This is a genomic window from Actinomadura sp. GTD37 (assembly GCF_041951365.1).
GTDB lineage: Bacteria > Actinomycetota > Actinomycetes > Streptosporangiales > Streptosporangiaceae > Spirillospora.
In genome coordinates this window covers 43,700-57,196 of record NZ_JBGNUS010000005.1, presented here as the reverse complement: position 1 = coordinate 57,196, position 13,497 = coordinate 43,700, and the positions used below count along the sequence as shown (strand labels likewise).

Annotated in this window: 18 protein-coding genes and 2 pseudogenes; 12 read left to right on the top strand and 8 right to left on the bottom strand. The window is 70.4% G+C overall.

What is annotated here, in order from left to right; translation table 11 throughout:
* Nucleotides 1-186: 186 nt before the first annotated feature.
* Nucleotides 187-729 carry a serine/threonine-protein kinase gene (locus tag ACA511_RS24905; RefSeq protein WP_375027008.1) on the bottom strand — a complete coding sequence of 181 codons (543 nt, stop codon included), beginning with the start codon at nucleotides 727-729 and terminating at the stop codon, nucleotides 187-189.
* Between the two features lie 265 nt (nucleotides 730-994).
* Nucleotides 995-1,540 carry a TetR/AcrR family transcriptional regulator gene (locus tag ACA511_RS24900; protein ID WP_375027007.1) on the bottom strand — a complete coding sequence of 182 codons (546 nt, stop codon included), beginning with the start codon at nucleotides 1,538-1,540 and terminating at the stop codon, nucleotides 995-997.
* 153 nt (nucleotides 1,541-1,693) lie between these two features.
* On the opposite strand from ACA511_RS24900, the gene ACA511_RS24895 reads away from it, so the two are divergent.
* Nucleotides 1,694-2,095 carry a nuclear transport factor 2 family protein gene (locus ACA511_RS24895; RefSeq protein WP_375027006.1) on the top strand — a complete coding sequence of 134 codons (402 nt, stop codon included), beginning with the start codon at nucleotides 1,694-1,696 and terminating at the stop codon, nucleotides 2,093-2,095.
* A gap of 63 nt (nucleotides 2,096-2,158) precedes the next feature.
* Here the strand turns inward: ACA511_RS24895 and ACA511_RS24890 are convergent, their stop codons facing one another.
* Together ACA511_RS24890 and ACA511_RS24885 are read right to left on the bottom strand one after the other, a co-directional pair.
* On the bottom strand, nucleotides 2,159-2,458 hold the full coding sequence (locus tag ACA511_RS24890) for a hypothetical protein (protein WP_375027005.1): 300 nt from the start codon (nucleotides 2,456-2,458) through the stop codon (nucleotides 2,159-2,161).
* Entirely contained in the window at nucleotides 2,421-2,870 is a 450-nt protein-coding gene (locus tag ACA511_RS24885) for a hypothetical protein (protein WP_375027004.1), read from the bottom strand. Before ACA511_RS24885 ends, ACA511_RS24890 begins: the two co-directional genes overlap by 38 nt.
* A 240-nt stretch (nucleotides 2,871-3,110) precedes the next feature.
* Between ACA511_RS24885 and ACA511_RS24880 the strand changes: the two genes are divergently transcribed.
* Entirely contained in the window at nucleotides 3,111-3,821 is a 711-nt protein-coding gene (locus ACA511_RS24880) for a hypothetical protein (protein WP_375027003.1), read from the top strand.
* 563 nt (nucleotides 3,822-4,384) lie between these two features.
* Here the strand turns inward: ACA511_RS24880 and ACA511_RS24875 are convergent.
* Together ACA511_RS24875 and ACA511_RS24870 are read right to left on the bottom strand one after the other, a co-directional pair.
* Nucleotides 4,385-5,260 carry a hypothetical protein gene (locus tag ACA511_RS24875; protein ID WP_375027002.1) on the bottom strand — a complete coding sequence of 292 codons (876 nt, stop codon included), beginning with the start codon at nucleotides 5,258-5,260 and terminating at the stop codon, nucleotides 4,385-4,387.
* Complete coding sequence (locus tag ACA511_RS24870) at nucleotides 5,257-5,601, bottom strand: PadR family transcriptional regulator (RefSeq protein WP_375027001.1); 345 nt, start codon at nucleotides 5,599-5,601, stop codon at nucleotides 5,257-5,259. The genes ACA511_RS24875 and ACA511_RS24870 overlap by 4 nt, the downstream gene beginning before the upstream one ends.
* 99 nt (nucleotides 5,602-5,700) lie before the next feature.
* On the opposite strand from ACA511_RS24870, the gene ACA511_RS24865 reads away from it, so the two are divergent.
* The 10 genes and pseudogenes from ACA511_RS24865 to ACA511_RS24820 all read left to right on the top strand — a co-directional run bounded on the left by ACA511_RS24865 (nucleotide 5,701) and on the right by ACA511_RS24820 (nucleotide 11,723).
* On the top strand, nucleotides 5,701-5,967 hold the full coding sequence (locus ACA511_RS24865; RefSeq protein WP_375027000.1) for a hypothetical protein: 267 nt from the start codon (nucleotides 5,701-5,703) through the stop codon (nucleotides 5,965-5,967).
* 158 nt (nucleotides 5,968-6,125) lie between these two features.
* A pseudogene (locus ACA511_RS24860) lies at nucleotides 6,126-6,674 on the top strand (ABC transporter ATP-binding protein); the annotation flags it as partial.
* 116 nt (nucleotides 6,675-6,790) lie between these two features.
* Nucleotides 6,791-7,873: pseudogene (locus tag ACA511_RS24855) on the top strand (ABC transporter permease); the annotation flags it as partial.
* 253 nt (nucleotides 7,874-8,126) lie between these two features.
* Nucleotides 8,127-9,725: a glycoside hydrolase domain-containing protein gene (locus tag ACA511_RS24850; protein WP_375026999.1), complete on the top strand. Its 1,599-nt coding sequence runs from the start codon at nucleotides 8,127-8,129 to the stop codon at nucleotides 9,723-9,725.
* Nucleotides 9,722-10,039, top strand: coding sequence for a hypothetical protein (locus tag ACA511_RS24845; protein WP_375026998.1), 318 nt, complete (start codon nucleotides 9,722-9,724; stop codon nucleotides 10,037-10,039). The genes ACA511_RS24850 and ACA511_RS24845 overlap by 4 nt, the downstream gene beginning before the upstream one ends.
* A 22-nt stretch (nucleotides 10,040-10,061) precedes the next feature.
* Nucleotides 10,062-10,313 (top strand): hypothetical protein, encoded by a 252-nt coding sequence (locus ACA511_RS24840; protein ID WP_375026997.1) that lies wholly within the window; start codon nucleotides 10,062-10,064, stop codon nucleotides 10,311-10,313.
* Nucleotides 10,271-10,573, top strand: coding sequence for a hypothetical protein (locus ACA511_RS24835; RefSeq protein ID WP_375026996.1), 303 nt, complete (start codon nucleotides 10,271-10,273; stop codon nucleotides 10,571-10,573). Before ACA511_RS24840 ends, ACA511_RS24835 begins: the two co-directional genes overlap by 43 nt.
* Nucleotides 10,503-10,808: a hypothetical protein gene (locus ACA511_RS24830; RefSeq protein WP_375027490.1), complete on the top strand. Its 306-nt coding sequence runs from the start codon at nucleotides 10,503-10,505 to the stop codon at nucleotides 10,806-10,808. Before ACA511_RS24835 ends, ACA511_RS24830 begins: the two co-directional genes overlap by 71 nt.
* Nucleotides 10,809-10,913: 105 nt before the next feature.
* Nucleotides 10,914-11,081 (top strand): hypothetical protein, encoded by a 168-nt coding sequence (locus ACA511_RS24825; protein WP_375026995.1) that lies wholly within the window; start codon nucleotides 10,914-10,916, stop codon nucleotides 11,079-11,081.
* Between the two features lie 438 nt (nucleotides 11,082-11,519).
* Entirely contained in the window at nucleotides 11,520-11,723 is a 204-nt protein-coding gene (locus ACA511_RS24820; RefSeq protein ID WP_375026994.1) for a DUF397 domain-containing protein, read from the top strand.
* A 314-nt stretch (nucleotides 11,724-12,037) separates the two neighbouring features.
* Here the strand turns inward: ACA511_RS24820 and ACA511_RS24815 are convergent, their stop codons facing one another.
* Both ACA511_RS24815 and ACA511_RS24810 read right to left on the bottom strand, forming a co-directional pair.
* Nucleotides 12,038-12,268 carry a hypothetical protein gene (locus ACA511_RS24815; protein WP_375026993.1) on the bottom strand — a complete coding sequence of 77 codons (231 nt, stop codon included), beginning with the start codon at nucleotides 12,266-12,268 and terminating at the stop codon, nucleotides 12,038-12,040.
* A 92-nt stretch (nucleotides 12,269-12,360) separates the two neighbouring features.
* Complete coding sequence (locus ACA511_RS24810; protein WP_375026992.1) at nucleotides 12,361-13,494, bottom strand: MFS transporter; 1,134 nt, start codon at nucleotides 13,492-13,494, stop codon at nucleotides 12,361-12,363.
* Nucleotides 13,495-13,497: the final 3 nt, after the last annotated feature.

The window sequence follows — 13,497 nt, the reverse complement described above, 5'->3', positions numbered from 1 at the left end:
CCGATGACCTGCGGCGCGGTCGGCCGTTGGGCGGGCTCCTTGGCCAGGCATGCGGCGACCAGCCCGGCCAAGGGCTCGGGAAGCGTGCTGGTGTCGGGCCCGGCATGCAGGATGCGATGCATCACCGCGGGTACGGGTGTCGCCGAAAGGGGAACGGCCGGTCGCGGCGAACACGATGGTGGCTCCTCAGGCGAACATGTCCGTCCATGTGCCGGGCTCCTGGCCGCTCACTTGTTCGGGCACCATGTAGGCAGGGGTTCCGACGACCCCGCTCGTCATGGTGGAAGTGCCGTCGATGGCCTTGGCGATGCCGAAGCCGATGACTCGCGGGCCGTCCTCGCCCATCAGCACGTTCGGCGGCTTGAAGTCGCGGTGCACGACTCCGGCCTGGTGGATCGCCGCCAGCGCGGTGGCGGTGCCGATGGCCAGCCGCTGCAAAGCCGCACCCGTCCGCGGCCCCTCGTCATGGACGAGCTCGTACAAAGACGGGCCGGGCACGAGCTCGCTGACGATGCAGGGCCGATCGCCATGGATGTCGGCCTCCAGCACCCGGGCGGTACAGAACTCGGCGACCCTCTCCGCGAACCTCGACTCGCGCACGAACCGCTCGCGCGCCTTCGGATGACGTGCGACCTGAGCGCGCAGCAGCTTGACGGCCACCTCCCCGCCGTCCGGCCCGCGCCCGGCGTACACGACGCCCTGGCCGCCCTCCCCGAGACGGCCGGTCAACTCGTACCGTCCCAGCCGTTCGGAATCGTCGGGTTGCAGGTGAAAGAGCCATCGTCGTCTATTTGACCCTGCCCGGAGCCCTTGCCGAGCAGAGATCATCCACACTCGCCGCAGCCGCGATCTTGTTCCGGCACGACCACCGAGACCTGGCACTGGACGCCCTTCTCGACGGTACCTGTGGCCATCGAGGGTGCAGCCGACCGGCTCTCATGTCCATGACCCTGCCCAGCGGGGCACACAAACCGGTGAACGTTCGTGGTCGCCGCTAGACGGCCGGCTGGGATAGACCGGACAGGACGACGTCGATGGCCCGGGACAGGGTTTCGGGATGGGGTGGCATGGCCGCGGACGCCTGGGCCAGGCCGCGGAGGAGGAGATAGACCTCCTCGACGGTGGCGGAGGGGCGTACGGCGCCGCTGTTCTGTGCCTGGCGGAGTACCTCGCTGACGGCTGACTTCAGGCGGTCCGAGGCATTGACGGCGGCGGGGGAGGGCTTCGCGGGCAGCAGCGTGCCCAGGGCGAGTTTGGTGCCCCCCGTTTCGATCATCGTGCGAAGCAGGGTGCGCCAGCCTGTCGCGGGGTCCGGGGCTGCGGCGATGGCGAGGGCCTCGCGGGTGAGGCGGTCGAAGTGCCGCAGCAGGGTCGCCTCGATCAACTCCTCCTTGGTGGGGAAATGGCGGAAGACGGTGGCGTGGCCGACGCCGGCCCGCCGGGCGACCTCCTCGGTCGATCCGGCCGCACCCCGGCCGCCGAAGACCTCCTCGGCGGCGGCCAGGATTCGCTCCCGGTTCTCTCGGGCGTCTTGGCGCATCGGGTCCCTTCCCGCAGTTTCAGTAGGACTTTAACCGGAGTAGATACTTCGGTACACTTACCGAAGTCTGGACTTCGTTTATTTCTGGAGGATGCTGTGCCGTCTTCACCAGCCGATGTCGTCCGTGCCGTCGCCGAAGGGGTCGGCCGTGTGATGGCCGGTGGTCTGAGCAAGGAGGAGAAGGAGGCGGAGTTCGATCGTCTCGCGAGTTTGTACGCTGCGGAGACCGACGTCCGGCATCCGTTCGCGCCGCTGGGCGACGTTCCCCTGCGAACCCGTGCCGAGCTGCGGCACCACTTCTCCGACGGGCCGGCCCGGGAGGTGGAAAGGTTCGAGCCGGTGGGCCGGATCCACGAGACCGCCGATCCCGAGGTGGTCATCTACGAGTTCAGCTACGTCGGCTCGGTGGACGGCAGGGACTTCGCGGTGCCGTGCATCTTCGTTGTCCGGGTGCGGGACGGAGTCATCGTCGAGTCGCGCGACTACGTCGATCATGTGGGCATGGCCCGGGCCATCGGCCGGCTCGACGAGCTGGCCGCCGCGCTCTCCGCCTGAGCAGGTGGCGGTGGCCTGGTCCGGGGGCTCGGGGTCAGGCCGGTCGCGCCGACGCCGTTCCTTTCAACGCACCCGCACTCTCCGCGCTGCGGGACCCAGGTCCCGTCCGTCCAGCATTTCGATGCCGGTCACGGCTGTTGCGGTCGTATCCAGGCTGAGCCAGATCGATTCCTCGCCGTTGCGCTGAAGCTGGATCATGAGGGAACCCGACGACCCAAGCGGCGCGGTCAAGAGATTGGCGCAGGTAGGACTGCACGTGCACGGGCCCAGGAACGGCAAATCTGCGATCGTGTCAGCGAGCGGCTCACCGTCGGCTGCCAGCAACTCAACGATATCGGCCACGAGCTCGGGGAAGACGTCCACCGCGCGATCTGAAGATCGTCTCGATGAGGGCCTCCGGGTCAGGGGCGTTGACGATCCTCCATCGCGTCCCGCCGGGGACGAGCGCCCACCACTCCTCGGTGTAGGTGCCCCACCAGCAGATGACGCCGGAGCGGTCTTGCAGGTCGGCGATCGTCGCCGCGTGGGGCTGGTCCGGGTGGGGACGAAGGATGGGGCGCTCCTCGCCTGTCCTCTCGCGCCGGTGGGTCCGGGCGGCGAGGACGGCCGCCACGTACGGGGTGAGGATCCGAGTGATCTGCTCGGCCGCGCGGATCGGCTTGGTGTGCGGGGCCAAGTCCTCGCCCGTGCTCGACCGGTACCACCAGACATCGGGCGTCGTTCCGGGGACGAGCGTGATGCTCTCGCCGAAGTCAGGGACGGCGGGGTCGAACACGCGGAGGAGCGGGCACGGGCCGTCGTAGCGCGGGACGGCCTTCCAGCCTTCCTGGATGACTTCTTGGGCAAGCCGGTCAAGATGGACGACCGGGACGCGAGATGCCGGACTGGTCGGGACAGGCGCGCCGGGCCCCGTGGCCGGTAGCGGCGATCTGCGCCGCCGCGCTCCGCGTGTCCTGCTTCGGGCGGGACAATCACGCCCATGTCCTTCGGCCGGCCCGATGCCACCCCGACCCCGATGATCAGTTTGAGGAGGCTCGCGCAGATCGGTTGCGTCACCGTCGCCGTCGCGCCCGCCTTCGTCCTCCTCCTGCTGTGCTTCTGGCTGCCGTGGTGGCTGGACGGGCCGACGCGCGACGCAGAACGGCGGGTCGAGGAGACGATGACCGCCGGCCTGGAGGCGGCGGCCCGCGCGGGCGGCCTCGACGCGCACGCCGCGCTGCGCACCGCGGAAGCGTCCCATGTCCGGCTGCTGCTCTTCGCCGACGACGCGGACGGCACGCGGATCGACGTCGAGCATCTCGGGTACGGCAGCTTCGGCGCCAGGACCGTGACGGACTTCTGCTACCGCTTCGCCGTCGAACGCGGCCCGAAAGCGCGGGTGAGAGCGATCGAGCAGGACCGGTGCGCCCGTCCGCCCTCCGCCCCCGGCCAGGCGACGGCGCGGATCCGGGAGGCCGCCGAGGAGACCCGCGCCGCACTTGCCGCCGCGAACAAGAGCGGGCCCGTCACGCGGGAGCGGGCGCGGCCCGTGGTCACCGGCGACCTGAGTGCCCTGTGGTCCTTCCAGCGGGAGAGCGTCACCGAGACCATCGCCGTCGCCGACTACATCTCCCTCACCCCGACCGGACAGGTCGAAGCCGCCGAATGCATCGAGTTCAGCATCATTCGGGAGCCGGAAAAGCGCGAGGTCACCCTGCACCGGCTCCCGGGCTGCCGAGCCCCCTGACCACCGCGGCCAGGCGCCCGTAGACGGCCGTGACCAGCGACGACCGTTCCAGGCCATGGCCCGCACATGGCCCGCACATGGCCCGCACATGGCCCGCACATGGCCCGCGAACAGCGAGCGCAAGCGGCAACCTGTGCACACCCGTGAGACAAGATCAACGCCAGCCAGGGACACGGAGCGCCCGATCCGCAGGTCGACCAACATCCTCGCGCGTCAACGGAGCGGAACCCGACCTTTCAGACACCGCCCCGCCAGAGCACCGGTTCACTTGCGGCGTGTTGTTGTTATCGGCCTGGCCATAGCAACAACACGCCGCAGGTCAACGGAGGACGGCGCTGGATCACCGCAGCACGGTCGCCGTTGAACGCGGCTGGGCACAGGCCCTGCGGCGTACCCGCGACGTGATCGACGGCCCCGATCGGGAACCGGCTTCCCTCCGGGGCGGGTCTACGGCCTGTGAGCCGTCAGGGCATCCGGGGCCACCCCTGGAGGACGAGCGGATGCGGGCCGCGCCGTCCTCGGAGTGTCGATGGCGCCCGTCAACGGTGCGGCTCCGCGTTCCGCTATCGCGGATGGCGCCGCTCGGGGATGGGCTGGGGCCGCCATGCTGTCGCGGCCATGGCGAGCAGGAGCCCGGTGAGGGTAGACCAGTAGGCGACGTCCTGCGCGTTCGGCGGCGGGTTGGCCAGGGGGGAGGCCACGCCGGGCAGGACGTAGACGGCCGCCGCCAGCGCCCAGCGCGGGCTGCGCGCGATCGCGGTGGCCAGCACCCCGGCGAACAGGATGGCGCACTCGGTGCCCGCCCTGGCCACCTGCCAGGTCTGGCCGTACTCGCGGATCCCGGGCAGGTAGGCGAGCACCACAGCGGCTGCGGGGATAACCAGCCACCACAGCGGGCGCGCGCGAAGTCTCCGTGGCCGGTCCGACCGGCCGACCGCGAGGATCACGGCCCCGAGCGCCAGCACGCCGTAGGGGGCCAGCGAGATCCAGTTGTGGTACGCGGGCCCGAAGTACTGCGGCGGCCAGGACGCCGTCTCGGCTCCCAGCAGCATGGCCCGGCTGGTCGTGAACGCCACGGCGAGGGCGAGCGGCAGGGCCACCAGTGCCCAGCCGCGCAGCAGCGCGCCCACCAGCACTGCCGAAGCAGCCAGCCACCAGGGCGGCGCATGGTCGCCTACGCCGTCCACCAGGCTGGCCAGCGCCAGCATCAGCAAGCCGAGTTGCAGGCCGTCGGTCCACCACGGCGTGGCGGTGGCCGCCCGGACCCGCGCGGCCGAGCCCGCGGCGAGGAGTCCGGCCGTCTCCCGCGCCGAGGGAACGCGGCGCGGGCCGTCGGCCAGCAGCGTGCCGACGATCTCGGCGCCGTACTCGGCGCGGTGGCCGGGCGGGAACGCGGTGAGGAACAGCCGGTACCAGCGTTCGGCGAATGATCGGCTCATGCTCCGGCGTCCCCCGTCGCCGGGAAGATGCGGCCCGTGACGACCCGGGCGGCCTGCTCCAACCGCGAAGCCTCCCGGGTGACGGCCAGGCGCCCGTCCTCGGTCAGCCGGTAGTAGCGGCGCGGACGGCCCTGGACGACCTCTTCCCGGTCCACGACGATCAGCCCGTCGCCCGCCAACCGGTCGAGTGCGCCGTAGAGGGTGCCGACGGCCAGCCGGACCCGCCCGCCCGACTGCTCCTGAGCCTTCTTGATGATCCCGTAGCCGTGTACCGGCCCGTCCAGCAGCGCGGCCAGCACGAAGTACGTGGGCTCGCTCATCACCGTGGTTCGTTTGACCATACGGGGAACGATATATCATCCGCCGAAGTATGGGAACCGGACCCGCCCGCGCCCGCTGCGTCGCCGGCCTCCAGGAAGCGGCGCGCCAAGCGCCGCCCCATGCCCTCCGCGATCGCCGCTCTGCGGGAGTCCTGCTCACCGGCGGACGCGGATCTCCGGCGGTGCGTCGCGCCCCTCACCAGAGTCGGTCAGGACGCCGTCGACCGCTCCCGCACCGACCACACCCTCGCCGCCGATGTGACCGCCCGCGACATCGCGTACCAACTGCTCGGGTTCGTCCGCATCACACCGCTGATCCTCGACTCCGAACCCGACACGGTCGGACACCACGTGGACCTCGCGCTGCGCGGCCTGGCCGCGAAGTAGCGGCGCCGGGACGGGGCGCCCCTCACGCCTGAGCGGCGGGTGCTCGCCGGACGGTTCGGCCCCGCGCGCCGCCTGTACCGGCGGCTCATCGGTGTGAGACCCGCCGAGACCGCCCACCTGGAGTTCACGCCCGGGGACCGCCGGCCCCCTCCGGCTCTGGGAAGTCGACCCTGCTCAACCTGCTCGGCCTACTGGACCGGCCCACGGACGGCAGTTACGGACTCGACGGCCTGGACATGGCGGATCTGCGCGACGCCGAGCGGGCCGCCGTCCGCGGCCAGCGGATCGGGTTCGTCTTCCAGTCGTTCCATCTGCTCCCGCACCACAGTGCGCTGGAGAACGTCCTGCTGGCCCAGCTGTACGGCAAGACATCACGCGCACGCCGCCTGGACGCGGCGAGGTCGGCGCTGCGCCAGGTCGGGCTGGAGCACCGCATGGACGCCCTGCCGACCACGCTCTCCGGCGGCGAGCGGCAGCGCGTCGCGATCGCACGGGCATTGGTGAACAGGCCGCGCCTGCTGCTCTGCGACGAACCGACGGGCAATCTCGACACGGCGACCGCGGCCACCATCCTGGGGCTGCTCGAAGAACTGCACGCGGCCGGGCAGACGGTGCTCACCATCACCCACGATCCCGCCGTGGCCGGACGGGCCGGACGGCTCGTGACGATCAGGGACGGGCGGCTCACCGACGAGGCGGCGCGGTGAAACGGTCCCGGACACCCTGGCGTGCGCCCGTCCCGCCGTCCCGGCTCGGCTGGCGGGACCTCGTCACCGAGGCGGGCGCCGGCCTCACCCAGCGGCCGGTCAGATCGGCGCTGACCATGCTGGGGACGGTCCTCGGCGTGGGCGCGTTCGTCGCGGTCCTCGGCCTGACGGCGACGGCGTCGGGGCAGATCAGCAAGCAGTTCAACTCCCTGACCGCCACCACGGTCATCGTCACGGCCGCCGACGGGCAGGCTGCCCCGGACCACGCCGCCGGCAGTCCGGGCGACGCCGCCGCCGAGACGATCCCGGCCGACAGCGATCGCCGGGTGGGCCGTCTCAACGGCGTGGTCACGGCGGGCACCTGGCGGCAGATCCGGTTCGGCGGCGCCCCGCTCATCAGCGCGTCCCCCATCGTCCGGCAGGGGGCCGAAGCCGACATGGGCGGGATCACCCCCGTCTTCGCCGGAACCCTCGGCGCGGCCGAGGCGACGGTCACCCAGGGCGTGCCGTTCAACGCCTTCCACGAGGGACGGGCCGAGCCAGTCGCCGTGCTCGGCGCCACGGCCGCCAAGCGGCTCGGCATCACCCGGCTCGACGCCGGTCCGGCGGTGTTCATCAACGACCGCGCGTTCACCGTGATCGGTATCATCGGCGACACCGAGCAGCTTCCGGAACTGCTGGCCGGCGTCGTCATCCCGCGCCCGACGGCCAGGCGCGTCTTCGGCCCACCGCCCGTCGACGGCCAGGGTCAGATGATCATCAGGACGCGGCTCGGCGCGGCCGAGGTCATCGCTGATCTCGCACCGCGCGCCCTGCGGCCCGACCGGCCCGGCCTCGTCACCGCGATCCCCCCGCCCGCCCCCAAGGTCCTGCGCGGCAAGGTGACCGACGAGCTCACCGGCCTGTTCCTGCTGCTCGCGGCCATCTGCCTGGTGATCGGGGCCGTCGGCATCGCCAACACCACCGTCGTGGCGGTGTTCGAGCGGACCAGCGAGATCGGGCTCCGCCGGGCGCTCGGCGCCCGGCCCCGGCACATCGCCGTCCAGTTCCTCGTCGAATCGACTGCCCTCGGGCTCCTCGGCGGGCTGATCGGCACGGCCCTCGCGATCACCACGGTCGTGGCCGTCGCACTCGCCAAGCAGTGGACGGCCGTGCTGGAGCCGATGTCGGTCTTCCCCGCCCCACTCATCGGCGCCGTCGTCGGACTCCTCGCGCCTCACCCGCTGCCTCCAGCACGAACTGGGCATCACCGGACTGTCCGACAGTTTCGGACCGACGACGCTGAGCACCCTGCAGGCGAAGTGGCCCACGATCAGCCAGACGTCGATCCCGCCCGCGAACATCATCCGGATCCTGCAGTCGGGCCTGTACTGCAAGGGCTACGACGGCGGCGAGATCGACGGGGTCCACAACGACCGGGTGTCCGCCGCCGTCACCAGCCTCAAGGTCGACATGGGAGTCGACGGCGCCTACCCCGGCGACGCGACCATGCCCAAGGTCTTCAAGGGCCTGCTCAACATGGACGCCTACGTCGTCGTGAGTGGCGGCTCCGGCACGATCCGCACCATCCAGAGATGGATGAACGCCCGGTACATCCACCGGCGGAACTTCTTCGTCATCCCGTGCGACGGTCACTTCTCCCGGGACGTCCAGAAGGCACTGATGCTCGCCATCCAGTATGAACTGGGCATGAGCGACGACGTCGCCAACGGGGTCTTCGGACCGGGGACCAAGGCGGGGCTGCAGGAGAACACCCTCTCTCAGGGGTCGTCCGGGGTCTGGGTGAACCTGTTCAGCGCGGCGATGATATTCAACCGCCGCAGCGGCGTGGCGTTCACCGGCACCTTCACCGCCGGCCTCGCCGACGCGGCACGTTCCTTCCAGTCCTTCGTCAAGCTCCCGGTCACCGGCCGGGGAGACTTCCAGACATGGGCGTCGCTGCTGGTGTCCACCGGCGACCCAACGCGCAGGGGGACGGCGCTCGACTGCGTCACCGAGATCACCACGCCGCGCGCCCTCGCCCTCAAGGCCGCGGGCTACCAGATCGTGGGCCGCTACCTGTGCAACGTCGCCGGCACCACGCTGAACAAGAAGATCCAGCCCTTCGAGCTGACCACGATCGCCGGCCACGGGCTCCGGGTCTTCCCGATCTACCAGACCTACGGCGGGGCCGTCACCTACTTCAACTCCAAGCAGGGCGCGGCCGACGGCTTCGACGCCATCGTGTGGGCGCGGCACCACGGGTTCAAGCCGGGTACCCGCATCTACTTCGCCGTCGACTACGACGCCATCGACGCCGACGTCACCAGCAACATCATCCCGCACTTCCGCGGGATCAAGCAGTCCATCGACGAGTACGGCGGCGGCTACACGATGGGCGTCCACGGGCCCCGGAACGTGTGCAGCCGGGTCGCTGCGCAGGGCCTGACCTCTGCGAGCTTCGTCTCGGACATGTCGACCGGGTTCAGCGGCAACCTCGGATACCCCATGCCCGAGGACTGGGCCTTCGACCAGATCGCGACGATCGTCGTCGGCTCCGGCGACGGGCGCGTCGAGATCGACAACAACATCGTCTCCGGACGCGACAATGGGCAGAGCAGCTTCGACAGCCCCGGGATATCCGAGGAACTTGACGTACCCTTCGACTCGCAGTACCTCGGCACACTGCTCTCCGACATCCGGCACTACTTCTCGACAATCGGGATCGAGGAGTCCGGCGTCGGCCAGCCGTACCCTACGGAGGAGTCCTTTCGGATCCTTATGGCCTACGACCGCCTGATCACCAACCTGGCCCGCACGCTGAGAATGCGCAAGTCGCTGATCCAGGTGCCGCTCCTGTGGGAGATATGGCACTATTCGGACCTTGACATCGTGTCCGATGAACTGGTGCGCCAGCACTACCAGAACGGGGTCGGCGGAAAGATGGACGGAAGTACTGGGCTGGGGCAGATCTTCGCGGCGACCGCCATCAATTCCCGGAACTACTCAGTCGACCACAGGGCCGCCGGCCGCCCCGCAACGTCGCCCGAACGGCGGTGGGTCCGGCTGTGAACCTTGTTCTCGGATATGCCGGAATATACCCGATCGGCATCACCTGGTACGTTCTGCAGAACACGCTTCTCGCGAGTCTGGGATTCGTCCACCGCGATCCCACCTTCGACGAGGGAATCGTCCTTCCGTTCGCGTACACGGGCTTCTTCCTGTTCACGTTCGCGGTGATCTCGGGTATCGCCAACTACTTCCTCGTGCGGATATGGCCGTTCGCGAAGAAGTGGTACTGGCCGATCGCCGCGGCACTGCTCGTCCTCCCCGGCCTCTTGGTCATCGCCAGCCCTGGTCTCTGGGATTCGATCCGGTGGCGCTAACCGTCGAAAGGACATTTCTGCGATGAAGAGCAACGACGATACACCCACCCGACGCGCGGTACTCCATGGAGCGGCCGGCACCGCCATGGTCGCCGGAATCACCACCTCGGGCGTCGCGGCATTGACGGCGCCCGCCGCGGCGACGCCCGGCCCGAAGAAGGAGGCCGCCCTCAAGAAGGCCATCAAGAAGGCCAGAGCCAGGGTCGAGACGGGCCGGCGCAGCGCCAACGGATGGGCGATGGAGAAGGCCACCGACGCCGGAGGCTCGGTCTGACCAAGACGGCGCCCGGCAGCGACGTCTCCGTCGCCTTGCGCATCGGCGACGTCGCGACCGTGCTCACCCATGTGATCCGCCGCTACCACTACGAGATCGACACTCTGGAGAACAGCGAGGTCATCGGCTCCGCAGCTGCGGTTCCCGCGCCGCTGGGAGGGCAACCACGCGTCGGGCACGGCGGTCGACATCCGGCCGGGCTGGTACCCGGCGGGCGCGAAGGGCGGCTTCTTCCCGCACCAGATGGTCACCATCCGTGACATCCTTGCGGACTGCGAGGGTGTTGTGAAATGGGGCGGCGACTTCGCCACCCCGGATGAATCGCACTTCCAGATCGACGTCCGGCCCGACGACGCGCGGCTGAGGAAGGTGGCCGACAAGCTTCGCGGCTGGAACGCCAGCCCCAGCGAAGGCGCCGGAGTGCTCGTCGACACCCTGGCCCCCCAACGCCGGGCCCGTGCCAAGGCCCTGGAGAGGCGTCAGCGGCGCCATTGAGCACCGTCCCGACCGACACCTCGGCTCCCAGCCTCCCAACGGGAGGTCAAGGACTATCTTTGAGGCGCGTCTCACGGGTCGGGGGCGCGTGCTGGGAGTCGTGGGGTGGCGGAGCTTTACCTGCGGGACGTGCTGGAAATACCCGAAGAGATCCTCGCCGGTGACTACAAGGTCGAGCTGACCGGCGGGTTCGACGAGGCCGAGCAGCGGATCGAGGAGCACGTCGTCACGCCGAGCCTGGCGCGGGCGTTCCGGGAGTCGCTGACCTGGTGAAGGCCTCCGCGCGCGCGAACAAGTCGAACGCGGAGTACCTGCACGGCGATGAGCTGATGGAGCGGCGGCTCGCGTCCGTGGCGCGGACCACACCACCGTTCGCCGCCCGCGCTGCGCGGCTACCGCAAGGACGGCGACGGGAACCGGTTCCGACGCGGTTCTGCTCGCCCCGCCGCGGGTGCACCACGGAGGCGGCGGCATTTCCTCCGCTGCCGCGCTTGGAGACCTATGCCGGCTCGATAGGACCCCGCGCCGCGCTCTGGCACGGCGGCGTCCGCCTTGCCCGCCGTCCCATCCAGCGGGTCGGCCTCTCCGCCACAGCCGGCGACCCGGACGAGCTTCTACGCGGGCGGCAAGGCGCCGGCGACCGACCCGCGCGGGCCATCGCACCCGCGGCATCACCACGTTCCTGTCCCACGCGTCCCTGAGGTTGCGTCTATGGTGACAGCGCCCGAGGCGGAGTTGCAGAAGAGCAGCAAGAGTGACAGCTCCGGTGGGGCGTGCGTCGAGGTGGCGGGCTTGGCGGCGGCCGTGGCGGTGCGGGACTCCAAGGACCCGGACGGGCCGAAGCCGGTGTTCGACCCGTCCGCCTGGCGGACGTTCGCGACCCAGGTCAAGACCGGCGGCCTCGACCTGGCCTGAGCTCCGACGAGACAGAGCCCTCGGCCCGACCGAAGCCCAGGGGCCGGGGGCTTCGTGCGTGGGGCGTCCGTGCGGGCCCGGCTCGCATGTCGGCTCGGCCCCGTACCCCCGGTGCTGTGCCCGTTTGCGTCCGGTCTCCGGTGCCGCCCACGGACGCCCAGGCAGGCACACGCTGCCTGGTTCTACGCACGACAACCGGCCTCACCGTACGAACGTGTTCCGGCGCCGCTTGCCGTGATCAGGAGCCTTGACCACGAACGACTTCTAGGCCCCACACGGTGCTGGAGCCCGGCTCGAGCAGGGAGCCGCACTCATCAACGTGAAGGGAGCCATTCCTGGAGTCCGGTGAGATGCCCGAGTTCGGACTCGATGCGTTTCCTGTCGTCCTGGGCGAGTTCCAGAGCACGCAGATCGGCGAGCCAGGGGCCGGTGGGCTCGCCGAGGACCGTGGCCAGGTCGATGAGGTGGCACAGGGCGATGGCGCGCTCGGCCAAGGCGGCGTCCGCGCCGTGCCTGCGGAGCGCGGACTTGAGGGCTCGCGCCACGTCCGAACGTGAACCCGCTTCGCGGGGGACCGCGGCCCTGAGCCACGGGTGACGGCGACCAGGCAGGGCCGGTGCGCCCCGGCCGCGTCACGTCATTCGGGGTCTTCGGTTGGGCGTGCTCGCCGTCCCGCTGTGACCACCATGGCCACGGCGGTGGCTCCGCCGAGTGCCATGACCGTTTGGACGGACGTGGCGTCCAGGACGATGCCGCCCGCCAGGGCACCGGTCGACAACGTCGCCTGGAAGGACGCCGTGAACAGCACCGAGGCCGCCTCCGGCGCGTGCGGGGCGGCCCTGGTGAACCAGGTCTGCGAGCAGACCGGGACGGCGCCGTAGCCGAAGCCCCACACGATCAGCAGGACGACCGCGCCCGGCTCTGATCGCCCGAGCGAGGGCAGCGCCAGCGTGGCGACGGCGATCAAGGCCCCGGCGGCGGCGAAGGCGGCTCGCGGGTGGCGCGCGACGGCCGCGCCCGCCACGAAGTTCCCGGCGATGCCCGCAACGCCGTACGCCAGCAGGAACACTGTGATCGCGCCGGACGACACGTGCGTGACCCGTTCGAGGAACGGCGCCACGTACGTGTAGGTCCCGAAATGCGCGAGCACGATGAGGACGGTCACGACCAGCGCGAGCCGTGTGCCGCCGCTGCGGACCATCTTGCGCAGGACGCTGAGCCGCGTGACGTGTTCGGCGGGCAGCGGCGGAACCAGCACGGCGAGCGCGATGAGGACTGCCGCCGACACCAGGCCGAGCGTCACGAAACTGGTCCGCCATCCGGCCAGGTCGCCGATCAGCGTCCCCAGCGGGACACCGAGCACCGACCCGAGCGGCACGGCCGAGAAGACCACCGCCTTCGCCCGCCGCGCGGACCTCGCCGGGACCAGCCGGTCGGCCAGGCCCGCCCCGATCGACCAGAAGCCGCCGATGACGATCCCGACGAGAACGCGGGAGACGAGCATCGCCCAGTACGCCGGTGCGGCGGCGGCAATGAAGTTCGCGGCCGCGAGCAGGAACATGAAGGTGCACAGCATCATCCGCCGGTCGATCCGCGCCGTCATCACGGTGAGCGCGGGCGCGGAGACCGCCGCCAGGTATCCGGGCAGGGTCATCATCAGCCCGGCCGTCCCGTCCGAGACGGTGAAGCCGGCCCCGATGGACGTCAGCAGCCCGATCGGCAGGATCTCGGTGGTGACGATCGCGAAGATGCCGACCGTCACCGACAGCACGGC